Below are 24,380 nucleotides of genomic sequence, written 5' to 3' on the forward strand. Positions count from 1 at the left end.
TCTGCCGCCCTTTTTCACTATGTTTCCTTACCCTGTCGTTAAGGCTTAGTCAGCTTCTTCTTGTCGTTCTTGTGATTCACCCAGGCGTTGATCATCAGGGTTGAGGCAAGAATCGCGCCCACGACGCCCAGCGATATCGCCACCGGGATATGGTAAATATCGACAATCAGCATCTTGATACCGATAAACACCAACACGACAGCCAGGCCGTATTTCAGCATTGAGAAGCGTTCCGCGACGTTAGACAGCAGGAAGTACATGGCGCGCAGGCCCAGAATCGCAAACAGGTTTGAGGTCAGAACGATAAAGGGATCGGTGGTGACGGCAAAGATGGCCGGGATACTGTCGACGGCAAAGATCACATCACTTAATTCGACCATGATCAGTACCAGCAGCAGCGGTGTCGCAAACAGTACGCCGTTCTTGCGGGTAAAGAATTTCTCCCCTTCCAGCGTGTCGGTCATGCGCAGGTGTTTACGCAACCAGCGCACCACCGGTTTGTCGCCCACCGCCGCATCATCCTCTTTCGCCATCGCCATTTTGATACCGGTAAACAGCAGGAAGGCACCGAAGATATACAGGATCCAGCTAAACTGCGTGACCAGCCAGCTACCCGCGAAGATCATGATGGTACGCAGCACGATAGCGCCCAGTACACCGTAGATCAGCACACGACGTTGCAGGTTGGCAGGAACAGAGAAGTAGCTGAACAGCATCAGCCAGACGAAAACGTTATCGACCGCGAGGGATTTTTCCAGCACGTAGCCGGTCAGGAAAGCCAGCGTCTGACTGGTGGCGACTTCGCGTCCGGCGGTGCCGTCCAGATACCACCAAAATGCAGCACTGAACAGGAGCGAGACGGAAACCCAAATCAGCGACCAGACCGCAGCCTGTTTAAAGGACATGGTTTGCGAACCGCGACGGCCCTGTAAGAACAGGTCAATCGCCAGCATGATAACTACTACAACCGCAAAACTGCCCCAGAGGAGTGGCGTACCTACAGTTTGCATAATCGTATCCTGTCTGAAAAATAAAAAAACGGCTGAAGTCAGAAGACGTCAGCCGCTTATTCAGTGTAAGCAAACCTCGCCTTCCGGCAAGGTCTCACTTACAACTCAGGAATTGATTCTGGGTTGCCTGATGACCGGATGCGTGCGCAACGTAGTGACGATCAATCAGCTTACAAGTTACTCCCCTTTGCAAGCGGGTAAGTTACGTGGCTGGCGCTCAGGAATCAATCATTGCCAGTCATATTTTGAAATATTTACATTCAGGATGCATCGGCCGGAAAAACGACGCCCGTCTGACGTCGGATCTCGGTGAGTAATCCGGCCACGCAACGGGAAACCGCCAGCGCCGGATGGCTGACATGGCGCTGTTCAACCAGCCGCACAAAGGTCTCTGCTTCATACAACATGCTGTTGATATGCTGCGGCTGGGTTAACGCCTGTTTATCCCCTTCACGCGGGATAAAGGTCACTGACTGGCACTCAGCGATGCGGTTTATCACCAGCGATCCCGCCTCACCCTGAATTTCACTGGCCAGCACGGAGTCACTGACCTTGGAGTGCACAATCGTGACATCAAACTCACCATAATTGAGGATCACCGTGCCGTGCGCATCGACGCCGCTTTCCAGCAGGGTGGCGGAGGCGTTAACCTGCTGCGGCTCGCCCCATAGCGTGACGGCCAGCGCCAGGCAATAGTAACCGATATCCATGATGGAGCCGTTGGACCAGCGGGGATCGAAAGTATTAGGCCGCTCGCCATTCAGGTAACGCGGATAACGGGAGGAATACTGGCAATAGTTCAGCAGCGCCTTGCGCAGTGTGCCAGTCTTTGCCAGCCCCTGTTGCAGTTGAATAAAGTTCGGTAAGCTGGCGGTTTTAAAGGCTTCAAACAGCACGACCTGATGCCGGAAGGCGCAGGCGATCATCGCCTCAGCTTCCTGCAGATTCGAGGCCAGCGGCTTTTCGCAAATCACGTGTTTACCCTGCGACATAAACAGCATGGCCTGCTGACAGTGCAGGGCGTTGGGGCTGGCGATATACACGGCATCGATTTCAGGATGGGCGGCCATGGCCTCCAGCGACGTAAAAAGCTGGTCGCAGGGATAATCATGACGGAATGCCTCTGCCTGCTGCAGAGTGCGCGAATAGACGGCACAGAGCGTCATCTTGCCGGTTTCATGTGCCGCTTCAATAAACTGACGCGTAATCCAGTTGGTTCCCACAATGGCAAAGCGAATCACAGTTAGCCTCCTGCACAGATAAAAACGCAGAGTAGCATCTGAAACCGGGCAGGCAACGCCAGACGTTGATCCTGAGATCTCCATTCCAATAATATGTCTCGATAACGCACGTTAAGCACAAGACGGGGAGCGCAGGTGAAAGGAAGTAAACATGCACTAAACTGGACCACATTGCTTATCGCCATCCCGGTTGGCTGTGCGGCGTCGTTAGTTACCTTGTTATTTCGTGAAACGATCGAGTTTATCAATCAGTTGCTGTTTGGCCGCAGCAACGACATTACCGAATCTCTGCATCTCTGGCCCTGGATATTCTGGCCGGTTCTGGTCGGTGTCGGCGGACTGCTGGCGGGATTCTTCCTGCGCTATGCGGTGGCAATCGAGCAGCAGCAAACCGTAAAAACAGATTATCTGGAAGTCATCAACGCGCGCCTTGATGTCGTGCCCACCAAAACCTCGCTCTTCCGGGCACTGTCGTCGATAGCCAGTATTGGCAGCGGCGCGTCAATCGGTAAAGAAGGCCCAATGGTTCAGCTTGCCGCCCTGTGCGGCAGCATCATTGGGCGCGTGTTGCCCGGCGCGTTGCAGTTAAAAAACAGTGACGTCGTCGCCATGGCCGCCGCCGCCGGTCTTTCGTCGGTTTATCATGCGCCGCTGGCGTCGGCTATCTTCGTGGCGGAAATTGCTTTTGGCATGTCGGCTTTACAACGGCTGATTCCGCTGGTGGTGTCGTCCGCTGTGGCGGTTATGACCATGTGGACGTTAGGCTTTCGTAATGCGCTGTATCCGCTGGCCGATGTCAGCTTCACGATGGATAGTTACAGCCTGCTGATTACCATCCTGATCGGTTTACTGTCTGGTCTGGCCGGCTTACTCCTTATTCGGCTGATTGCGCGCGCTAAAACGCTGTTCAGTCGGGTCAAGTCCTTGCCGTTGCGCCTTGGGGCAGGGGGATTTGCCGTGGGCCTGCTTGCGCTCATCTCAACCGATATCCTCGGGAATGGCTACGAGGTGATTGTGAAGGTGATGGCGGGTCATTATCTGCTGTCCGGGTTACTGCTGCTACTGGTGTTAAAAACCCTGGCGACTACTCTTTCCGTGGGATCCAATGCGGTGGGCGGGCTGTTTACGCCGTCCCTGCTCATTGGCGCGCTGCTGGGCATGGTCATTGCACTCGGCGGCGTGGCGCTGCATCTTCCGCTAGATAACGTTTTGCTGTTCGCCGCCGTAGGCATGGCGGCGGTGCTGGCTGCCGTGAGTCAGGCTCCCCTGATGGCGATGCTGATGGTGCTGGAAATGACGCTCAACAGTAGCTTGCTGTTCCCGGTCATGATCGCTTCCGTGCTGGCGACAATGGTGGTTTATCGCCTGCAAATGGCAAGTACCTATCCGGTCGTGACTCACCACTTCAACCGCTCTGAAGCCAAATATGACTTCGATAATATGCGCATCAGCGAGCTGATTATTCCGGGCGCGGCGCTCCAGCCTGAAGCGTCGGTGGGCGAAGCGCTGGCGGTGAGTTCGCTTAAGCGCGAACGCTATGTTTATGTGATCAACGCGGAAGGTGCATTCCTGGGCGTTGTCTCGATTCATGAGATATCGCGCAGGGTGCTGGCACAGGAGATTAATCTGGACTCGCCGGTGCAGTGCGTGATGGATCAGGATTTCCCGGTCGCCTATCAGAATCAAAGCCTACGGGAAGGGTGGGAAGCCTTTGCGGCCGTGACGCTGGAGCGCCTGCCGGTGCTGAATAACCCGCAGGAGCGGCGTTTCCTGGGGGCGCTCACCAAAACCAGCCTGATTCAGCAAGCGCAGCAGTTTCTCTAAGCTGCGTTGCCCCGCATCGCCTGTTCCGTCATCCACAGGCGCGCATCGAATTCGAGCTGGTGGTAGTCCGGCTCCATATGGCAGCACAGCTGATAGAATGCCTTGTCGTGGTTTTTCTCTTTCAGGTGTGCCAGCTCATGCACCACGATCATGCGTAAAAAGGGTTCGGGCGCCTGGCGGAAAAACGTCGAAATACGGATCTCGGCTTTGGCTTTCAGGTTGCCGCCCTGCACGCGGGAGATGGCGGTGTGCAAACCCAGCGCATGCTTCATCACCTTAATCTTGTTGTCCCATACCACCTTATTGATCGGCGGAGCATTTCGCATGTAGCGGTTTTTCAGCGCCAGTGTGAAGTCGTACAGCGCCTTATCACTCACTCTGTCATGCATATCAGGATAGCGCTGTTGCAGCACCGGACCTAAACGCTGACGATCGATAAGGGTCTGCACCTGCTCAAGGATGGACTCAGGATAACCCTGAAGATAGATAAGTGAGGACATTAGAGATTCCCGGCGAAAGACAGTATACTGCGCCCCCTTTTTGGGGCGAAAATCAACCAAAGTGTACCACGCCGGAGAATTCATGAGCCAACTTGAACTGAACGATCGCGCACTAACCCTGCATCGTTTCCCGCAGATGCGTGACGAGAGTCCGTTACAAGCCTGGGATGCCGCTGATGAATATCTGTTGCAGCAAAGCCTGCCATCGGGTCCGGCGTTGATTTTTAACGACAGTTTCGGGGCGTTAACCTGCGCGCTGCATTCGCGTCCGGTGTGGCATATTAGTGATTCCTGGCTGAGCCAGCAGGCAACGCGCCAGAACCTGCGCCTGAATGCGCTGGATGACAGCGACGTCCATTTCCTCGACAGCCTCTCTGACTTACCGGCGGCGCCCGCACTGGTGTTGATTAAAGTTCCTAAAACGCTGGCCCTGCTGGAGCAGCAACTGCGTGCGGTGCGTCAGGTGATTACCCCGGAAACCGTGGTGCTGGCGGCGGGGCGTGCGAAAGAGATTCATACCTCCACGCTGCAACTGTTTGAACAGATCATTGGTGAAACCAAAAACCTCGCTGGCCGTAAAAAAAGCGCGGGTGATATACAGTCAGTTCACCCAACCCGCGCTGCGTGAAAAAGCGCCAACGCAGGTCTGGCCGCTGGACGGAACGCCTTACCAGATTCACAACCATGCCAACGTGTTTTCCCGATCTTCTCTGGATATCGGTGCGCGCTTGTTCATGCAGCATCTGCCGGAAAATATTGAGGGCGAAATCGTCGATCTGGGCTGTGGCAATGGCGTTATCGGGCTGATGGCGCTGGCGCAGAATCCTGAGGCAGAGGTGCATTTCCTTGATGAGTCTTATATGGCAGTGGCCTCCAGCCGGTTAAACGTTGAGGTCAACCGCCCAGACGATCTGTCGCGCTGCCAGTTCCGGGTCAACAACGTGCTTAGTGGCTATCCATCCGATACCTTGCATGCCGTGCTCTGTAATCCACCCTTCCACCAGCAGCACGCGGTCACCGACCACCTGGCCTGGCAGATGTTCCGCGATGCGAAACGCTGCCTGCAATATGGTGGAGAACTGCGCATCGTTGGCAACCGCCACCTTGATTATCACCACAAGCTGAAAAAGCTGTTCGGTAACTGTACGCTGGTGGCCTCCAACAAAAAATTTGTGGTGCTGCGCGCCGTAAAAATGCGTTAACTAAAGCGTTAACGCCAGTGCGGTGGCCTGGGCGATTGCCCGACGGGCATCCAGCTCTTGCGCCACATCGGCCCCGCCAATTACCTGCACCGGTTTGCCGTTTGCCCGCAATGCCGCTTCCAGTTCGCGTTGCGGCTCCTGACCGGCGCAGATAATCACATTATCAACCGGCAGGACAAGCGGTTCGCCGTCGCGTTTGATATGTAGTCCTTCATCATCAATCGCCAGATACGTAATCCCGCCCCACATTTCAACGCCGCGTGACTGCAGGCTGCTGCGGTGGATCCAGCCGGTGGTTTTCGCCAGCGTTGCGCCGGGCTTGCCCGCCTTACGCTGAAGCAGCCAGATTTGGCGAGGGGATCGCAGCGGCGCGGGGGCGATCAGACCTCCGCGCTGCGTCAGGCTGTGATCGATGCCCCATTCACGATAAAAGTCGTCCACCGTTTCGGTCTGATGCGGTTGAGAAAGGTATTCTGCCGTATCAAACCCGATCCCGCCTGCGCCAATGATCGCCACGCGCGGCCCAACCGGACGTTTATCCGCCAGCACATCCAGATAGCTCAGCACGCTGGGATGATCGATACCGGGAATCTCTGGCGTGCGGGGTTTAATGCCGGTTGCCAGGATAACCTCATCGACGTCAGCCAGCATAGCGGCGCTGACCCGGCAACCTGTTTTAATGACCACGCCTGCCGCAGGTAAACGATGACGAAAATAGCGCAGGGTTTCGCTGAACTCTTCTTTGCCAGGGATCTGACGGGCGATATTAAACTGCCCGCCGATGTCTGGCGCGGCATCATAAAGTGTTACCTGATGCCCCCGTTCTGCCGCCTGCAACGCAAACGCCATGCCCGCCGGTCCGGCGCCGACCACGGCCAGCCGTTTAGCTGCGCGCGTCGGCGTAACGGGCATCAGGGATTCATGGCAGGCGCGGGGGTTAACCAGGCAGGAGGTCACATGACCGGCAAAAATCTGGTCCAGACAGGCCTGATTACAGGCGATACAGGTGTTGATGCTGTTGTCATCCCCCCGCTGCGCCTTGCTGACAAAGGCAGCATCGGCCAGAAAAGGTCGCGCCATCGACACCATGTCTGCACAGCCATCCTGTAATAGCTGTTCGGCCACCTGTGGGTGGTTGATTCGGTTAGTCGCTACCACCGGCACCGCGACGTGCTGACGCAAACGGCGCGTGACCCAGGCAAAGGCGGCGCGGGGTACGCAGGTGGCAATGGTTGGAATTCGTGCCTCATGCCAGCCGATGCCGGTATTAAATAGCGTCACACCGCAGCGTTCCAGCTCGCTGGCCAGCTGCAGCGTTTCGTCCAGCGTGCTGCCGTGGTGAATTAAATCCAGCATCGACAGCCGGAAGATAATAATAAAGCGCTCGCCAGTGGCCGCGCGTACCGCGCGGGTAATCGCCAGGGCAAATTGCATGCGCCCGGTAAAATCACCGCCCCAACGATCCTGGCGCTGGTTGGTGTGCTGCACCAGAAACTGGTTAATCAGATAACCTTCGGAACCCATGATTTCCACACCATCGTAGCCCGCCTTCTGGGCGAGCCGGGCACAGTGGGCGAAATCGGCAATGGTCTGTTCAACCTCGGCATCGCTCAGTTCACGCGGAGTAAAGCGATTGATGGGGGCCTGTATCGCAGAGGGGGCAACCAGACCGCGCTGAAAGCTGTAGCGGCCCGTATGCAATATCTGCAGGGCGATTTTCCCCTCATGCTGATGCACCGCGGCGGTAATCTGTCGGTGCCAGTCACACTGTGCGTCGTCATTCAGTACGGCACCGTGTTCGGCGGTCACGCCTTGGGGATTCGGTGACACGCCGCCTGTGACGATCAGCGCCACGCCTTCCCGTGCCCGCTCGCCGTAGAATGCCGCCAGCCTGGCCGCGCCATCTTCACGCTCTTCAAGGCCCGTATGCATTGACCCCATCAGAAAACGGTTTCTGAGCTGAGTAAAGCCCAGATCGAGCGGGGTGAATAAAGCAGGATAGTGGGAGGGCAGCGCTGTCATAATCACTCACAGATAAAGTGGTCGGATGAGTTAGCTTCAACCATTTCTATGTTAAAAAAAAGTGAAATGGCATCAGGTGAGAAACATCATAAAAGCGTCACTACCCGGCGCGGCAGCCCGCCCCTTAAACACGCCGCAAAAGAGCAGACTCAGTGGGAATTCAGCGGCGGCGAATCCAGGAATAGCGCGAACGATAGCCGCTGCCGTGATGGGTGTTGAAACGGTAGCTGGAGCCAGATTCTGTGGCGCAGTATGTACACAGAGGAATCAGGTCGATTTGTGCTGAAGGTATGCCTGTATTGACCAGCATCTGCTTAGCCAACTGCGGTAAATCGAACCAGATGCCTGCCTGGGTGGGAACGGCCTGGGGGCGCAGTGCGTACGGATTACGAGGCTGCTGCTCGTGATAGCGCAGCGGCAGGGGGATACCTGGCAACCGCTCAATATCTGCCAGGCGTTGCCGATCAAGCTCAAAACAGCAGGGCGCCAGCGCCGGGCCAATCGCCACGGTCAGGCTCTGGGGCGTTGCGCCGCGTTCACAGAGTTGCTCCACGGCGCGGTACAGCACCCCGGCCAGCGTGCCCTGCAGGCCGGCATGCACGGCGGCCACCTGTCTCTCTTGCCGGTCGGCAAACAATACGGGTAAACAGTCGGCCGTGTACACGGCGACGGGTCGGTGTCCGGTGGCAATCACGCCATCTGCATCACAGTTTTTAGGGGGGAAATTATGGATATCGGTGACGACCACGGCGCTGTGGCGCTGATGACCATAGGCCGCATCCTCGGGCGGCGGCTCACCTGCGGGCTGAAAAGCGTAATCGACCCAGTCGAGTGCATCAAGTAATGGCGAACGCGGCATGGCGGACATCCTCTTCTCCTGTCAGGTCAGCGTGCAATCTGCTGCCCTCAGCTTACGTTAACTGCTACATTTTTGAAGCGTTACCCACTCAAATCTTTCACACCTTAGGATGAAACGATGAAAAATTCAGTGAATGTCGCGCTGTCAGCCATGGTTGTGCTGGCGCTGGCGGGCTGTGCGCAACCTGCCCGGCAGCAGGCACAGCAGCAACTGGGGCAGCAATCGGTGCTGGCGTTAGACTGGTTCCAGCAGTCCGGCGAATATCAGGCGCTCAGCTGGCAGGCATTTAACAGCGCCCGTCTGGCCTTTGATCAATCGGCTTCGCTGACCGGCAAGCCTAAAGCGGTCATCGTCGATTTAGATGAAACCATGCTCGATAACAGCGCCTACAGTGCCTGGCAGGCAAAAAATGGACAGCCTTTCAGCGATAAAACCTGGTCAGCCTGGACCCAGGCGCGTCAGGCCAGAGCCGTTCCCGGCGCGGTGGAGTTTGCCCGTTATGTCAACAGCCATGGCGGCACCGTATTCTATGTCTCCAACCGCGATCAGAAAGATTACGCTGCGACGGTGGCTAACCTTGAACAGCTTGGTTTTAGCGGCGTGAGCGAAAAAACGGTGAGCCTGAAAACGGACTCATCAAACAAACAGGCACGTTTCGATGCAATCAAAAACGCGGGCTACAACGTGGTGTTGTATATCGGTGACAACCTGAACGATTTTGGTGGGGCAACCTGGCATCAGGGGAATGCACAGCGCCAGGCGTTTGTTGAGCGTAACCATGCACAGTTTGGTACACAGTTCATTGTGTTGCCGAACCCGCTCTACGGCGACTGGGAGAGCGGGATGGCCGAGAATTACAATAAACTGACGCCTGAACAGCAGCTCTCCGTCCGTGAAGCGCGCCTGAGGGCCTGGAACGGTAAATAATGTGTCAATACAGAGAGCCTGCAATGAGCAGGCTCTTTTTACATCGCTGTGGGCATTTACTTACTGTCGTCACTATTCTCATGCAAATTAAATTAACCATCTCTTGCTTTAATATTCCCTTTAACAAAGTTCATTTAACTGCCTAATTCGAATAAAGGCGGTGGATTGTGCTATTCATAAATTCTGCATTTAAGAGTAATCCTGGTCTGATGCGCGACCTCTTTTTTTTTCATTCTCGCCCGGAAAGCGTTTTGTATTTATTTGTCAGTTTTGCTTTTCCTGATAAATATTTAACTGAATGATTTTAATGATAAATAATTAAAGTAACCAGATGCCTCAGTGGTATGACCTCTTAATTTTATTTACGTAACCATGACGTTCGTTGAATAAGTGCTTACATAAAACGCCCTGTTTTTCTGGGTTGAAATATTCCGTGTGCATTGATAATGATAAGCAGCTATAACCTTTTAATGTGATGAGCTTCAGGTTTCGTAACCCATTCGCAGATATTAAGTGAGCGGGTTCACTCCGTGGTCAGCCAGAACGTCCTGTTCCCGGTCGTAGAGAGAAGATGATTGTGACGACACTTAAACCCTTATTAGCGAAAAATCGCAGTTGGGCACTTCAGCGCCGCCAGCGTAACCCCGCCTATTTTGAAAAATCCTTATATCAGCAAAAACCGCATTCATTATGGATAGGCTGTTCAGACAGTCGGGTACCGGCGGAGGTATTAACGGGGTCGCATCCTGGTGAACTGTTTGTTCACCGTAATATCGCCAATATGGTCGTGGCAGAGGACGATAACCTGCTAAGCGTGCTGCAATATGCCGTTTTTTACCTTGGGGTAAAGCGAATCGTGCTGAGCGGTCACTACGGCTGCGGAGGCGTTCAGGCGGCCTTATCCCTGCCTGACAGCCCGCTGGCCACTGAGGATTCGGCACTGGCACGGCGTATTACTTTTCTGCGGCGTGGGTTAGCGAGTCATCTTCACAGCGAAGCCACGCAGGAGACGGAAAGCGAGAAACTGAATCGTCTGGTTGAGGCCAATGTTTTGGTGCAGTTTGCCAATCTGGTGGCGGCCGAACCGGTACGGCAGGCCTGGCAGTCTGGTCAGGAACTGGACGTGTTTGGCTGTGTTTACGACCTGCAATCGGGTCATCTTAAAGAGTTGATTCAGCAATCTGCAGAGGAGTCTTCACCATGAATCTGGATACATTACGCCGCGATGTGCCGGCAGGGCTGGTTGTGTTTCTGGTCGCACTGCCGCTCTGCCTGGGCATCGCACAGGCCAGCGGACTGCCGCCGTTTGCCGGTTTATTGACGGGGGTGATTGGCGGGATACTCGTGACCTCCCTGAGCCCTTCACGTTTTGCGGTCAGCGGACCGGCCGCGGGCCTGGTGACCATCGTCGTGGCCTCTATGGCGACGCTGGGCAGCTTCTCCGCGTTTCTGACCGCCCTGATTATCGCCGGGGTGCTGCAATGTCTGTTTGGCCTGTTACGCGCCGGGCGTTTCATCGCCCTGGTGCCCGGCAGCGTCATCAAGGGCATGCTGGCGGCGATTGGGTTGCTGCTGATTATGCAGCAGATACCGGTCGCGCTGGGCGCGGGTGGCAGCGTGAAGTTAGTGTCGCTGGTCAACGGGGAAATGACATTCTCGCTGTCCGCGCTGCTGGTTTCTTTAGTGGGCTTGTTCATTCTGTTTGTATGGACAACCGGACCCATTAAACGAATCAAGGCACTGGCATGGATACCTGGCCCCTTGTTCGCCGTGCTGTTTGGCTGTGTGGTGACCGTTGCAGGCGCGCGACTGTTCCCTGAATTCACCGGTGCCCTACCGCGCATTTCACTGCCCGCTTTTGACAGCGTTTCCGCGATGATGGCGGAGCTGGAAACCCCGGACTGGATGGCATGGAAAAATCCACAGGTCTGGGTCGTGGCCCTGACCCTGGCGCTGGTGGCGAGTCTGGAAACGTTGTTAAGCCAGGAAGCCCTGAAAAAGCTGCGGCTGCAAACCCCAGCGCCGTCACCCAACAGAGAAATGTTTGCCCAGGGCATAGGTAACCTGACGGCCGGCTTCCTTGGCGCCATGCCCATTACGGCGGTGATCGTCCGGAGTTCGGCTAACGTCAACGCTGGCGCACAAACCAAACTGTCCATTTTGCTACATGGCGTCATGCTGCTGATTTGCGGAATGTGGTTCAGTGAAATGCTGAATGCTATCCCGCTCGCCAGCCTCGCGGCGGTGCTGCTGTACACCGGCTACAAGCTGGCCGCACCTCGTCTGTTTATTGAGCAGTTCCGCATGGGCGCGCAACAGTACGTACCGTTCCTGGCCACGATTATCGGGATTATTACGCTGGGGATGCTGGTCGGTATCGGTATCGGTATTGCCACCCAGATCCTTTACAGCATCTACAAGAGCCACCGTAACGCATTGCAGCTTACACGTTATGACGACCACTACGTTTTACGTTTCCAGCAAAATCTGACGTTTATGCACAATCCTAAACTGCAGGGGCTGCTTGATAAAATACCCGAAAATAGCGTGGTAATCGTCGATAACGATAATGCAGAATACATCGATCCGGACGTCAAAGCCGTCCTGAAGGATTTTGGTGAGAATGCGGATAAGCGGGGAATCCGTCTGAGTCAATGGCCGGTGGCGGTGAAATAACCGTTCAGACCAAAACAGTCAGACAAAACGTGAAAAATCGGATATCTCGGATATCCGATTTTTTTATTTGTAAGACATAATGGATGGGGATCTCTGCCTGCATGCTTATACCCAGTAACGGGCTTCAAATCGCTTACGTTCGTTCATTTAAGGGTGCTTTTCTTTGAATGGCGCAGACAAGATTCAGGGTTAAATAATCATAACGCCATATACCCCGTAAGCGGCGTGATGGTAAGCCTCTTTGTGACAAGGTCCAGACGTATGCGCGTTAAGCTGTTTGAAGAGCACAATGCTAAAAAAAGTGCCCTCTGGCTGTTTATGATTACTCTGATGTTCTGTTTTGTCGGCGGACATCTGCGTATTCCCCATGACTTATCCCTGTTCTGGCCGGTTAACGCCTTTATTGCCGGTATGATGCTGCGCTATCCCTTTCTTCATCGCACCCGTTTTTATCTTGTTTGTTTCAGCGCCATGGTATTTAACGACGCGGTGTTTTCAGGCTGGGCCTTACCGGCGTTCACACTGAACGTTGCCAATATTCTGTTTATCCTGATTTGCGTCGTGGTGATGGGGCGGCAGTATCAGCACGACTCCAGCAGCGAGCGTATCGCTAACGCCATGCGCATTTTTCCGGCTTGCCTGCTGGCGGCGTTCGGTTGCGCCACCTGGGGCGGCCTGGCGCAGGTCGGCAGCATAAATGCCGAATTTGCCGACGCGTGGATGAACTGGTTCAGCGAGCAGTTTTCGACCGGACTCATGCTGCTGCCGTTTCTGTTGACCTCAAGCTGGCGCGTGAGGATTTCAGCCCGGCGGCTGCAAATGGGCAAAATTGTCCCGTTAATTGCCGTCGTGCTGTCACTGGTCGCCGGGGCGTTAATGGGCGGGGCAGGCAGCCTTACCTTACCGGTGCCAGCCCTAATCTGGTGTGCCATCGTGTTGCCTGTGCCGCTGACCAGCCTGATCACCCTGATAACCGGGATTAGCCAAATTATTTTGGTTTCTCACGGTGTGATGAATATTCAGGGCGATAACAGTCTGCTGCCCATCAGCCATCTGACCTCAGCGCGCCTCGGCGTAGCCACGATCGCTCTGAGTCCGTTAATTGTGGCAGTAAGCATGGATGCGATTCGCCAGCTCAATGAACGTCTGGCGCTACGTGCGGACTACGATTTTCTGACCCAGCTCCTGTCGCGTTCGGGGCTGTATGAACATCTCCGCAATGAAGCCTGTTCTGAGCAACGCCAGGTTGGGGTGATCCTGCTGGATGTGGACTACTTTAAATCGGTCAATGACAATTTTGGCCATGATGCGGGCGACAGGGTACTGGAGGAGATCGCGCGGCGCATTTCGCCGCTGGTGGGCAACCACGGCCATATCTGCCGCTTTGGCGGAGAGGAGTTTGTGATTGTGCAGTTCGACCTCTCGCCGGAAATGATTTATTCACTCGCTGAAGGCATTCGTCAGAGCATCGTTAAAGAGAAATTCTTACTGCATGGCAACGCGGTCACCGTCACCGTCAGCCTGGGGCTGGCATACGGCCAGGCGCAACCCGGTGTGGAGTGGGCCGAAACGGTTAATCGTTTGATCTCTGCCGCGGATAAAAACCTTTATATCTCTAAGCGAAACGGCCGTAATCAGACCTCACCCGGCAATGCGCGCAGTGAGATGACCAGCGACGTTGCCTGAGCAGGCCGCTGGCGGCGATTAATTAACGCTGGTTTTGAGCGACGCGTTCTGTTGATGACGTTCCAGTGCCAGCTCAATCAGGCGGGTAATCAGATCCTGATAGCTCAGACCTGCCGCCTGCCAAAGCTTAGGATACATGCTGATGTTGGTGAAGCCGGGTAACGTATTCACCTCATTCACGATAATCTCACCGTCTTCGGTATAGAACACGTCAACACGGGCCAGACCAAAACAGGACAGCGCGGTGAAGGCGGTGAGCGCCACCTCACGAATCGCCTCATCGACAGCCGCAGGAATGTCCGCCGGAATCACCGTGTGTGCGCCGGTTTCGCTAATGTACTTGGTGTCATAGGAATAAAAGGCATCGCTCACCACGACTTCGCCGCAGGGGCTGGCCTCTGGGTAATCGTTGCCCAGCACGGCGCACTCGATCTCGCGACCTTTAATCCCTTTTTCAATCAGAACCTTATTGTCAAACCTAAACGCCAGCTCCAGCGCCGCACGAAACGCTGCAGCGGTGGTGACCTTACTGACGCCAACGGACGATCCCTGATTCGCTGGCTTGATAAAAAGCGGGAGTCCAAAGCGTGCGATAACGGCTTCGATGTCCAGATTGTTCATCTGCGCCTGCGTCACGCTCAGCCAGGGGGCAACCTTTAAACCGGCATCCCGCAGCAGGCGTTTTGTGACGTCTTTATCCATGCTGACGGCAGAGCCCAGCACGTCCGAGCCAACGAAGGGGAGCGAAGCCATACGCAGCAAACCCTGCAGGGAACCGTCTTCGCCTTGCGTGCCGTGAACCACGGGAAAAATCACGTCGAGCTGCGACAGCGGATGGGCGTCCATTCGGTCAATGATCTGGTTTTGGGGTTCGCCGGGGATGAGTGCGACCTGTTTTGCCGTGCGGTTCAAGGCAATCAGCGACGGATTTTCCGCATTCAGCAGAAAGTTTGAGGCATCATTAAGATGCCACTGGCCTTGCTTATCAATCCCCAGCAGCACAACCTCAAACCGGGTTTTATCAATCGCATCAACAATATTCTTAGCCGACTGCAATGACACTTCATGCTCAGAGGATTTGCCACCGAACACGATGCCAACTCGCTGTTTTTTCATCGAACCTTATCCACGTACAGGCAAATAAATACCCTACCACAGGCGTGACGATAAAAGACAGACAGACGCGCTTAACGCATCGCCCTCAGAGGCGATGGCTAGCAGTCGGTAATTTTTTCATTACCGGAGACGGAGGGAAGCGATTTTTGAGGAACGCTTTTCAGAAACTCTTTTGACTCCTCATCCACCAGCCGGGTCAGCGTTAACTGCTCCTGAAATTTGGTCAGCAGAAGCTCCGCATCGGATTTAATCAGGCCGTCAGAGGACTCCAGAACCGTATTGATGGCCTGACTGATCGCTGAAATCAGCTCTTCGACACCGCCGCTTTTGCCCACGGTCAGCGTCAACGCGCTGAGCAACAGCGACTGCGCTTCTGTCTGAGCAACCAGTTCTTTCGTTTCAGCATCCATTTTTGAAATTTTGGCCAGCATGCTAAGAACAGCGCTTTTCATCATGGTCTTCCTCAGAGTCTGTGTAGGTGTTGAACATTATTAGCGCAGAGAAAAGCACAGGCAACCGTGCCGTGATCCGATGATTCCGCTTATCACGAAAGGCTTTGCGCCGCCGCCAGAGGCGTTATCCGGCTGGAATGCCTGGCAAGGGTAAACCCAAAAACGCCCGGGTAACCGCTGGCCCAGATTACACCTTCACGGCGCCTAAATGCTGCACAACGCAAAAAAAAGAGTATCAGGCTGCTTTTACAGCAATGCGTAACGTCATTCAGTATGAAAGACAAGTAAACAGGCGTTTATTCTCGCGTTTGTCTGGCGCTGCGGCGGTTAAAATTTGACTAACTCATCCTCAGCGCAACCCAATATGTATCGCAGAAAAATACATCTACGAACGCTCCTTACCGCGTTATCCATTGGAAGCGTCATACTGACTTCAGGTCTGCTGTTGGGCGCGCTGTTTATTTTTCAAAAGAGCAATATTGAAGAGTCGCTGTTAGACAGTAACATCGCCTACGCGCGCAAGCTGGCGGATACGACCGATCATTACCTGACCATTGCTCAGCGCGAACTGGCCTGGAGTGCTAATCAGATCACCGATCTCAACGATCTGAACAGGTTGCATCGCGAAACCACGCGTTTACTGCAGCAGTCCGGCTTTTTTAATTCGGTCGCTGTTGTTGACCGCCATGCCGTTATCGCTTCCGTTTCGCCTGAAAGCCTCAGCCTCGTGGGCGTGAAAGTAGACACTCCGCAGACAGAGCAGGCTATTACGTTCCGTAAGCCCTTTATTTCCTCGCCTTTCAACTCCCCTTCAGGCAATTACGTCGTGCTGCTGTCACAGCCCCTGTTTGCAGCGGATGGACGTTATCTTGGTTTTATCTGTGGAACCATCTACCTGAAGAAACAGAGCATGTTGAGTGATGTGCTGAGCCAGCATTATTACGGGGATGGCACCTCGGTGAGTATTGTCAGTGATGACGGCTCCGTTATTTTCAGTCACGATCCAGCCCAGGTTGGTAAACGCATGGCGCTAAGCCCACAGTTGCAAAAGCGGCTGGCCTCAACCACGAGTGGTCAGTTAATGATTCAGGAGGAGGGCAAAAAATACCTCATCGGCTATGCCAGCCTGCAAAAAACCGACTGGAATATTTTTATGTCAGGCACCTCAGAAACCGTGGGTAGCCTGATGGCGCACACGGCCAGGAGCGCGTTCTGGTTTATCCTCGCTGTTATCGTGCTTACCGCAACCTGTATGGCCTTTCTGGCGACGCGCATCTCTTATCCGCTGGAAAAACTGGCCGGAATGGTGCGCGATGGTGGTAGCGATGCCAGCCCGGAGCTGCTCTCATCGGTTAACACCTGGTATAACGAAGCGGACAGGTTGAGAGAGGCGGTTCAGCAGCATCGTCGGGCGGTCGCCGGGCACGTTGCCGACCTGAATGATAAAGCCATGACCGATCCGCTGACCGGACTGAATAACCGGCGCGGCTTTTATATTCAGGCGGCGCAGCACAGCGAAGAGCCTGTGCAAAGCGCCATCGCTATTGATATCGATCACTTCAAAAAGATCAACGATCGCTACGGGCATGATGCGGGAGACGAGGTTCTGGTAAGCCTGGCAGGGTTGTTGCGTAAGCGATGCCGCACGCTGGATGTGATAAGCCGTTTTGGGGGGGAGGAGTTTATTTTGCTGCTTCCCGGTACGGCACTGAACGACGCGGCCGCGATGGCGGAACGCATCCGTGAAGCCGTCAGCAAAACGTCATTTCCGTTTATCAGTGCGATGACTGTCTCTCTCGGCGTCGCGACGCTAAGTGAAACGGAGGACAAAGACGCCCTGTTAAGACGGGCAGACGAAGCGTTGTATGCGGCCAAAGGGGATGGCCGTAATCGGGTGATGATAAGCCACGAGGGCGCGATCGTTCGCTATCCTGCCGGATAAGCCTGCGCGCCGTGTATCAGCACATCTCACGCAGTTTCCAGTGCAGCCAGTGATCCAGTTCACTGTCTGCCAGCGGCCGGGAGTAGAAAAAGCCCTGCGCCTGGTCACAACCATATTCTGTTAATGCCTCGACGGTATCGACGCATTCTACGCCTTCAGCTAGCACGACATAATCCAGCTCTTTCAGCATGGCGATGATGTTGCGGGCGATGATGCGTGACGCCGTATCTGACGACAGCTCACTGATCAACGATCTGTCCAGTTTAATCACGTCCAGCGGCATACGGCGAAGATAGCTGATATTGCTGTAGCCGGTGCCAAAATCATCAAGAGAAATACCGAAGCCGCGCAGTTTAAGCATTTCAAGTCCGCGCATGGCGGAAGGGCTTTCCACAATGCGCTCTGTTTCCAGGCACTCAATTCCCAACAGCGACGTGGGAAGTTTCGCCTTTAACATTCTCTCTTCCAGCACGTCCGCGAAGCCATCAATCGAGAAATCACGCTCACTAACGTTAATCGTGATCGGCAACTGGATACAGCTATTGCGCAGACGTTTCAGGCGCGTAATCACGTTGTCTATGACCCAGGTGGTCAGGCTCGTGAGTATCTCTGTCTGCTCGGCCAGCGGAATAAATGAGGCAGGGGAGAGTTCACCGTGTACGGGATGGCGCCAGCGAATCAGCGCCTCCAGCCCAATAGGCTTGCCGCTTTGTAAGCAAATTTTGGGTTGGTAAACCAAATACAGGCCGCTATTTTCCCGCAACGCCCTCGCCAGATCGTTTACCAGGGTGAAGTCCTGGGTACGTTTGTTGTCGGTGGCCTCGCTAAAGCGTAAAGAGGGCAATCCCCGATCGATGGCTTCATGCAAGGCACTGACTGCCTGACGCAGCGTTTCGTGAGGGGGGAAAATGCCGGAGACAAAATCGACTTCACCGGTGTGCGTACTCAGCCCCACCGAGAGGCCTTCACCCAGGTCCGCACTGATGCCCGCCATCTGGCAGGCCACCCAGTTAGCACTGATGCGGCTGTCCGCCCGGGTCAGCACGGCAAAACGTCCAGTTGCCACGGTGTAAAGAATATCGCTGGGTGCAGGACGCAGGCGTAAAGGGAGCAGTGTCGCAACATCTTTAAGCAGGCTTTCGACCGGGGCCATGCCCATTGAACGGGCCAGTTCATAGGCACGGGGCATATCTATACAGTCAATCAGGACCAGGCGACGCAGTGTGGTGTCACCGGCAGCCGCCAGATAATGCATGTCGCGGATCAGGCGCTGACGATTTGGCAGATTCGTCACCGGATCGATAAATCCTGCAGAATGCCACGCTTCCAGAAATGACATCACCAGTGATGACAGCAGTGTCAGCGTCGTGATTTGTGCCGGGGTGAAAGGATGCGGCTGAATATCGGTCACACACAGCGTGCCCAGATTAATGCCATCGCGGTTTTTGAGCGGTACGCCCGCATAAAAACGAATAAAGGGGGCGCCAATGATCAGCGGGTGGGCCGCGAACCGGCTGTCCAGAAACGTGTCTGGCACCACCACCGCAGCATCGCTGTCTACCGCGTAGCGGCAAAGGGAGTCCTCACGGGAGGAGCGCTCCAGCTTGAAGTTGTGTGAGGCACGAATGTACTGGAATTCGTCATCAATGACCGAAATAAAGCTGCCGGGAATATTCAGCGCCTGACTGGCAAGCCTGACGAATTTTCTCAGCACATCATCCCGACTTTCATCGGGGTAGCGAAGGGCCTCAAGGGCACGCGTGCGGCGTTCATGATCGCCGTCGAGATTCATAAGCATGTGTGTCCTCCGCTCCGGATTGCTCACGGCGCGAAATTAAAAAGAAAAAATGTCGAATAAAAACACCGGAATGAGGCCGGACTCGGCGAAAGGAAAATAAAAAATAGTTTTTTTCTCGGTAAATAATAGGCGCGTTCTGGTTTTATGTCTCTTTTTATTTTCTTTAATGAATTTATTAGTTATCGACGATGCATACATTTAATCAATTTTTGATTTTTATTTTTTCAATAACGCTGCCACAATACTCAGATAAGAGTAGCGCGCTATTGTTTTGCTCGCAACTATTAGCCGTGAATATTTTATTTTAGTTTTTTTTACGCCGCCACACCGGGGAAATACCATGAATATTCTAAAAAATTTTACAATCAGACGCGTTGTCCTCTGGATCCTTATCGCTGCTGTCATGATTATCGCGTTAGCCGGCGCATATGGATCGTTCATCATCAATGAAATCGACCATCAGGCCAGCCGCAGTAACAGCCTGACTCAGCAGTTGGTTTTTCTTAATCGCGCCAGCTTGCAGGTGCAGGCTAACGCAACGGCTACGCATGCAGACATTGCCGCCCAGGCACCGGCAGAGGCTGACTGGCAGCGGTATCGTACCGCTCTCACCAGCGCGCCTCAGGATTATCCCGCAGCAACTCAGGAACGGCTCACGGCACTTGAACAGCAGCTTTCCGCTGATCAGGCACCGCTGCGCAATGAGCATCAGAAGCTGGTCGATCTCTTTCTGGTGACGCTGGCCGCCGTCACCGCGCTGCTGCTCTTTTGCGACCGTTATCTGGTGGTGCACCTGGTGCGACCGGTCGCGAAACTGCGCGCTCACTTCCGCGTGATTGCCGAAGGTGATTTGACCCGTGAACCCGAAGATCTTGGCAGGAATTGTGTCGGGCAAATGGTTCCTTTATTAAAAGAAATGCAACAAAGCTTGTTAAATACCGTTCTGGCTATTCGCGATAACGCCTCTGTTTTGAACTTTGAAGCGGGGGATATTGCGAAAGGGAATGCTGACCTGTCGAACCGAACGGCCACCCAGGCAGCGGCGCTGGAGGAGACGGCTGCCAGCATGGAGCAACTGACGGCCACCGTTCGGCACAATGCTGAAAACAGTCGTGAAGCGCGTGAGCTGGCAGGTATAACAGCCCAGACAACGCAGAAAGGCGAGCAGCTGGTTAAAACAGTAGTGACCGCGATGACGGGACTTGCCGTGGGGGCTGAAAAAATCCGCCAGTTTACTGCCACCATTAATGGCATCGCGTTCCAGACCAACATTTTGGCCCTCAACGCCGCGGTTGAGGCCGCACGTGCCGGGGAACAGGGGCGTGGCTTTGCGGTTGTTGCCAGCGAAGTTCGGTCGCTGGCCCAGCGCAGTGCTGAAGCGGCGAAAGAGATAGAAGGACTGATTGCGGACACGGTCGCGCGGATTGGTGAAGGGCGCGGAGCAGCCGACAGCGCCGGCAGCACGATGGAAGAGGTCCTGCAGAGCGTGAGCAGCGTTAACGAGCTGATTAGCCAGATAGCGCTGGCATCCGAAGAGCAAAGCAAGGGCCTTTCTCAGGTGACGATCGCCGTTGCCGAGATTGACCGTGTGACGCAGCAAAACAGCACGCTGGTTCATAAGATATCGGCTTCAGCAGAGAGCATGAATAATCAGACGGAAACGCTGACCAGCGTGATCACGCGGTTTACGCTACCCGCGACGTCCCCCGCTCAGTTTTCCCCAGTCACGCCAGCACCGGCGAAGCGTCACATCGTCTCTGCACCGACCAAAGATGATGATGCGTGGGTCGCGTTTGGCCGTTAATTCGTGCCTGTCTCATAAGATATTAAGGGACTGGGAACAACCTGATACCTTATAAACGCGCTAACCTGCCGCGATGCCTTTTAAAACCCCGTATCGGATGCGGGGTTTTTTGTTTGCATTAAATAGAGCATTCCGTGATAAATATTTACTTACATAATAACAACACAGAATAAAAACCAAAATTTTGAGCCAGTTAAATATAAAGGCGTTTCGCTTAATCAAAATAAGCCGGGCTGGACTGACCCTCCTTTTAGAGATAAATAATCCCAGCAGACGAACTGTCCCCTGTTTGACATTTCAACAGATAAGATTAAAAATCCTTATGAAATGTGTGCTGCAACGGTTGCAGACAGATGTGTCAGCGGACACCGAAGGGATCGGCTGACGACCTGTTACCCTACTTTATCCACAGGGAGCCTGGTTTGGGAAATTCAATCGTCCGACGGCCCGTTACCGTCCAGAATAACGTGCGTGAACTGCGGATTGCCGCTGGCCTGTCGCAGGAAGGGGCTGCCGAACGCTTCGATCTGAGTTTGCGGGCATGGCAAACCAAAGAGGCCACCGCCAAGGTCGCCTTGCTGAGTCAGGGGGAGTATGAGCTTCTGCTGCTGCTTGCGGGGCGCCATCCCCATTACGAACTGGTGCCGCAACAGAAAAAATGACGATTTTTACCCTTTAAAAGCGTAAACACGGTTTTAGCTATGAAGTTCGCTCCTGAACGGACGATAATTACAACATCGGGCACTATGTAAGAGTAGATGTCGTTATCAGTACAGGTTTCTGATCTCTGACATTATGCTGTACAGGCGGACCTATGTTGCGGCTTCAGGTTGATGTGTAGTGCGTTACCTGGTTCTGTCTGATTGCAGGCGTCCTCTTTTTACTGTGAGATGCCCGGCCACAGTATATGACCTCAGGAGGACAAACTCTGAAGCACTCAACTGAAAGCGGCTGTGAAGTCGCACGCTTGCGTGCGCTTGCCCAGTACCATCTGATGGATACGCCGCCCAATGAAGCCTTTGATCGACTGACTATCCTGGCGGCCAGACTGTTCAGCGTGCCGGTCGCATTTGTGTCGCTGATTGATGAAAAACGGCAGTTTTTTAAGTCGCGTTATGGTTTGCAAATCACAGAAACCTCGCGAAGCGTCGCGTTCTGCCACCACACGCTCGAAAGTGACGATATCCTTTGCGTTCCCAATGCGCTCGACGATCCCCGTTTCGCAAACAGCCCGCTGGTGCAGGGTTATCCTTTTATCCGGTTCTATGCGGGTGTGCCGCTGATTACGCCGGACGGGCATCGCATTGGTACGCTCTGTCTGACCGATAATCATCCACGCCCCGCGATGAGTACGACCGACCGTCAGAATCTGACCGATCTTGCCGCACTGGTCATGGATCGCATGGAAGTTCATCGTATGGAGGTGCTGCGTCATGCCAGTCAGCAGCGCCTCGAAGCCATCTCGATAACCTCGCCCGATGCCATTATCTGTACGGATTTGAACCGGGGAATTACCTTCTGGAACCCTGCAGCGACCAAGATGTTTGGCTATGATGCTGAAGAGATGGCGGGTAAATACGTTGCCGGACTCATTCCGGAGCGCTGCCAGACGGATTACCGCAATGAGCTTGAGCGCCTTGAACATGAAGAGGCGGCTATCTCAGCGCCGCGTACCTTGCAGATCTGGGGCAAGCGGTGCAATGGGGAAGAGTTTCCGGCGGAAGTCTCTTTTTCCGGCTGGCGGGAGGGCATTGAGCGTTACATCGGTATGATCATTCGGGATGTGACGCTTCGTTACGAGAGCGAAGCCCGTCTGTGCGAGTTGGCCTCACTGGACATGCTGACACGGCTTGCCAGCCGAAGCGCCTTCATGACGCAGCTCAGCAAACTAACTGAATCAGGCGTACCTTATACGCTGCTGATGACAGATTTAGACAGTTTCAAAGACGTTAACGATACCCGCGGTCATGCGGCTGGTGATGCATTGCTTTGCCATGTGGCTGAGCAAATCCGCGCTGTCTGCACTCAGGCTATCGCCGCCGCTCGCCTGGGGGGCGATGAGTTTATCGTTTTACTGCCCTGCGGTAGCGATGAGGCGATGAAGATTGCCCAGCAACTCACCGCCGCGATTCAGACGCCTTTTCATTACATGGATTCGACTATAGCGGTCGGTGCCAGCACCGGGGTGGCCAGTTTTCCCCATCACGCGACGGATACCTCATCGGTGATGTCAGCAGCCGATCTGGCGTTGTACCGGGCTAAGGCAAGCGGCAAAGGCCAGTCAGTGCTGTTTAAGTCTGAGTTTCGTGAGGCGGAACTGGGGCGGCGTCGGTTTGAACGTGAGCTGGAAGCCGCCGTTCGCCAGCAGCAGTTTGTTCTGCATTATCAACCGCGGTTTGATGCCCAGAATGGCGAGTTAATCGGCTGTGAAGCCCTGGTACGCTGGATGCATCCGGCGCGGGGCCTGCTGTTTCCCGCTGATTTCATCGATATGCTGATTAAAAGCCCTTTGTCCATTACTCTGGGGACGTGGATTGTTCAGTCTGCCGTCAGTCAGGTTAAGCAGTGGCGTGCGCAAAATCTGTCCCTGCGGGTCAGTATTAACCTGTTTCCGCGCCAGCTAATGGAGGCTGGCCTTGAAGAGGTGATCCGTCAGTGTGCCGGCGATGACGCAAGTTTTATCGACCTGGAAGTGGACGAACCCTTGCTGACCAATACTGTGGACATCAAATCGCAGGTTTTAGAAGCCATTCAGGCGACGGGAGCATTATTGATCGTTGATCACTTTGGCCGAAGCCTTGCCTCAATGAGCCTGTTACAACATCGCTGCGTCGCGGGGCTTAAGATTGATAAATCACTGACTCTGCAACTGGAGAAGAGCAACAAAACCCGGCTGTTAATCAACGCTATCGCGTCACTGGCTAAAAATATGGGGATTACGGTGGCCGCCGAGGGCATTGAGAACGACGCACAGCACGCGTTGATTTGCACGGCTGAATGCGACGTTTTGCAGGGCAATCAGACGGGCTCTCCGGTCAGCGCACCCCGGTTTGAACAACTCTATCTCACCCCGTTGAATTAAGCCTTCGCCGTGTTCCCGTCAGGGATAGCGTTTCACTGTGCCTGGCAAACCCCGCCAGGCACGTATTGACCCCACGCATGACAAAAAAACGGCACCGCAAGGGTGCCGAAGTAAGCAACATGTGGTCAGGACAATCATTGTGATAATCAACTCACATTACCCTTATCGGCTCGCCAGGCAGAACATGGAACCGGCCCGATAAGACTTTGCAAAAATGTGATATGAAGCTTAATTCTTAC

The 24,380-nt window shown here is 54.4% G+C and carries 17 protein-coding genes and 1 pseudogene; 10 read left to right on the forward strand and 8 right to left on the reverse strand.

Annotated elements, in window-relative coordinates; translation table 11 throughout:
* Window positions 1–38: 38 nt before the first annotated feature.
* Together P9J57_RS03000 and P9J57_RS03005 are read right to left on the reverse strand one after the other, a co-directional pair.
* A complete protein-coding gene (locus P9J57_RS03000) occupies window positions 39–1,010 on the reverse strand; it encodes a TerC family protein (RefSeq protein WP_013027322.1) in 972 nt (323 codons plus the stop codon).
* A 260-nt stretch (window positions 1,011–1,270) separates the two neighbouring features.
* A complete protein-coding gene (locus tag P9J57_RS03005) occupies window positions 1,271–2,251 on the reverse strand; it encodes a Gfo/Idh/MocA family protein (protein ID WP_015699456.1) in 981 nt (326 codons plus the stop codon).
* A 135-nt stretch (window positions 2,252–2,386) separates the two neighbouring features.
* Here P9J57_RS03005 and P9J57_RS03010 point away from each other — a divergent pair, with 135 nt between their 5' ends.
* Window positions 2,387–4,075 (forward strand): chloride channel protein, encoded by a 1,689-nt coding sequence (locus tag P9J57_RS03010; RefSeq protein WP_013027320.1) that lies wholly within the window; start codon window positions 2,387–2,389, stop codon window positions 4,073–4,075.
* Here P9J57_RS03010 and P9J57_RS03015 read toward each other — a convergent pair.
* The gene (locus tag P9J57_RS03015) at window positions 4,072–4,575 is read right to left on the reverse strand and encodes a M48 metallopeptidase family protein (RefSeq protein WP_014604939.1); all 504 of its coding nucleotides are present in this window, start codon (window positions 4,573–4,575) and stop codon (window positions 4,072–4,074) included. The genes P9J57_RS03010 and P9J57_RS03015 overlap by 4 nt on opposite strands.
* A gap of 82 nt (window positions 4,576–4,657) precedes the next feature.
* Here P9J57_RS03015 and rlmG point away from each other — a divergent pair.
* Window positions 4,658–5,777 (forward strand): annotated as a pseudogene (rlmG, locus tag P9J57_RS03020) (23S rRNA (guanine(1835)-N(2))-methyltransferase RlmG).
* On the opposite strand, the gene P9J57_RS03025 reads toward rlmG, so the two are convergent.
* Together P9J57_RS03025 and P9J57_RS03030 are read right to left on the reverse strand one after the other, a co-directional pair.
* Window positions 5,778–7,799 carry an oxidoreductase gene (locus tag P9J57_RS03025; protein ID WP_483279379.1) on the reverse strand — a complete coding sequence of 674 codons (2,022 nt, stop codon included), beginning with the start codon at window positions 7,797–7,799 and terminating at the stop codon, window positions 5,778–5,780.
* A gap of 160 nt (window positions 7,800–7,959) precedes the next feature.
* Entirely contained in the window at window positions 7,960–8,667 is a 708-nt protein-coding gene (locus P9J57_RS03030; protein WP_072137228.1) for a purine nucleoside phosphorylase YfiH/LACC1 family protein, read from the reverse strand.
* Window positions 8,668–8,775: 108 nt separating this feature from the next.
* Between P9J57_RS03030 and P9J57_RS03035 the strand changes: the two genes are divergently transcribed.
* The 4 genes from P9J57_RS03035 (at window position 8,776) to P9J57_RS03050 (ending at window position 13,947) form a co-directional block, all read left to right on the forward strand.
* Complete coding sequence (locus P9J57_RS03035; RefSeq protein WP_013027315.1) at window positions 8,776–9,585, forward strand: 5'-nucleotidase, lipoprotein e(P4) family; 810 nt, start codon at window positions 8,776–8,778, stop codon at window positions 9,583–9,585.
* Between the two features lie 571 nt (window positions 9,586–10,156).
* Window positions 10,157–10,789, forward strand: coding sequence for a carbonic anhydrase (locus P9J57_RS03040; protein WP_014594678.1), 633 nt, complete (start codon window positions 10,157–10,159; stop codon window positions 10,787–10,789).
* Window positions 10,786–12,261: a SulP family inorganic anion transporter gene (locus P9J57_RS03045; RefSeq protein ID WP_483279380.1), complete on the forward strand. Its 1,476-nt coding sequence runs from the start codon at window positions 10,786–10,788 to the stop codon at window positions 12,259–12,261. The genes P9J57_RS03040 and P9J57_RS03045 overlap by 4 nt, the downstream gene beginning before the upstream one ends.
* A 261-nt stretch (window positions 12,262–12,522) precedes the next feature.
* Window positions 12,523–13,947: a GGDEF domain-containing protein gene (locus P9J57_RS03050; protein ID WP_028715831.1), complete on the forward strand. Its 1,425-nt coding sequence runs from the start codon at window positions 12,523–12,525 to the stop codon at window positions 13,945–13,947.
* An 18-nt stretch (window positions 13,948–13,965) separates the two neighbouring features.
* Here the strand turns inward: P9J57_RS03050 and ddlA are convergent, their stop codons facing one another.
* Together ddlA and iraP are read right to left on the reverse strand one after the other, a co-directional pair.
* A complete protein-coding gene (ddlA, locus tag P9J57_RS03055; RefSeq protein ID WP_014594675.1) occupies window positions 13,966–15,063 on the reverse strand; it encodes a D-alanine--D-alanine ligase in 1,098 nt (365 codons plus the stop codon).
* 98 nt (window positions 15,064–15,161) lie between these two features.
* Window positions 15,162–15,515 carry an anti-adapter protein IraP gene (gene iraP, locus P9J57_RS03060; RefSeq protein WP_022622436.1) on the reverse strand — a complete coding sequence of 118 codons (354 nt, stop codon included), beginning with the start codon at window positions 15,513–15,515 and terminating at the stop codon, window positions 15,162–15,164.
* 364 nt (window positions 15,516–15,879) lie between these two features.
* Between iraP and P9J57_RS03065 the strand changes: the two genes are divergently transcribed.
* On the forward strand, window positions 15,880–17,457 hold the full coding sequence (locus P9J57_RS03065; protein WP_483279381.1) for a sensor domain-containing diguanylate cyclase: 1,578 nt from the start codon (window positions 15,880–15,882) through the stop codon (window positions 17,455–17,457).
* A gap of 16 nt (window positions 17,458–17,473) precedes the next feature.
* Here the strand turns inward: P9J57_RS03065 and P9J57_RS03070 are convergent, their stop codons facing one another.
* Complete coding sequence (locus P9J57_RS03070; RefSeq protein WP_014594673.1) at window positions 17,474–19,255, reverse strand: GGDEF and EAL domain-containing protein; 1,782 nt, start codon at window positions 19,253–19,255, stop codon at window positions 17,474–17,476.
* A 340-nt stretch (window positions 19,256–19,595) separates the two neighbouring features.
* On the opposite strand from P9J57_RS03070, the gene P9J57_RS03075 reads away from it, so the two are divergent.
* The 3 genes from P9J57_RS03075 (at window position 19,596) to P9J57_RS03085 (ending at window position 24,141) form a co-directional block, all read left to right on the forward strand.
* Window positions 19,596–21,059 (forward strand): methyl-accepting chemotaxis protein, encoded by a 1,464-nt coding sequence (locus P9J57_RS03075; RefSeq protein WP_015699462.1) that lies wholly within the window; start codon window positions 19,596–19,598, stop codon window positions 21,057–21,059.
* A 422-nt stretch (window positions 21,060–21,481) separates the two neighbouring features.
* Window positions 21,482–21,721: a hypothetical protein gene (locus P9J57_RS03080; protein ID WP_014604946.1), complete on the forward strand. Its 240-nt coding sequence runs from the start codon at window positions 21,482–21,484 to the stop codon at window positions 21,719–21,721.
* A 245-nt stretch (window positions 21,722–21,966) separates the two neighbouring features.
* On the forward strand, window positions 21,967–24,141 hold the full coding sequence (locus P9J57_RS03085) for a sensor domain-containing phosphodiesterase (protein WP_174261323.1): 2,175 nt from the start codon (window positions 21,967–21,969) through the stop codon (window positions 24,139–24,141).
* Window positions 24,142–24,380: the final 239 nt, after the last annotated feature.

It is taken from the genome of Pantoea sp. nfd-35, from assembly GCF_056892255.1.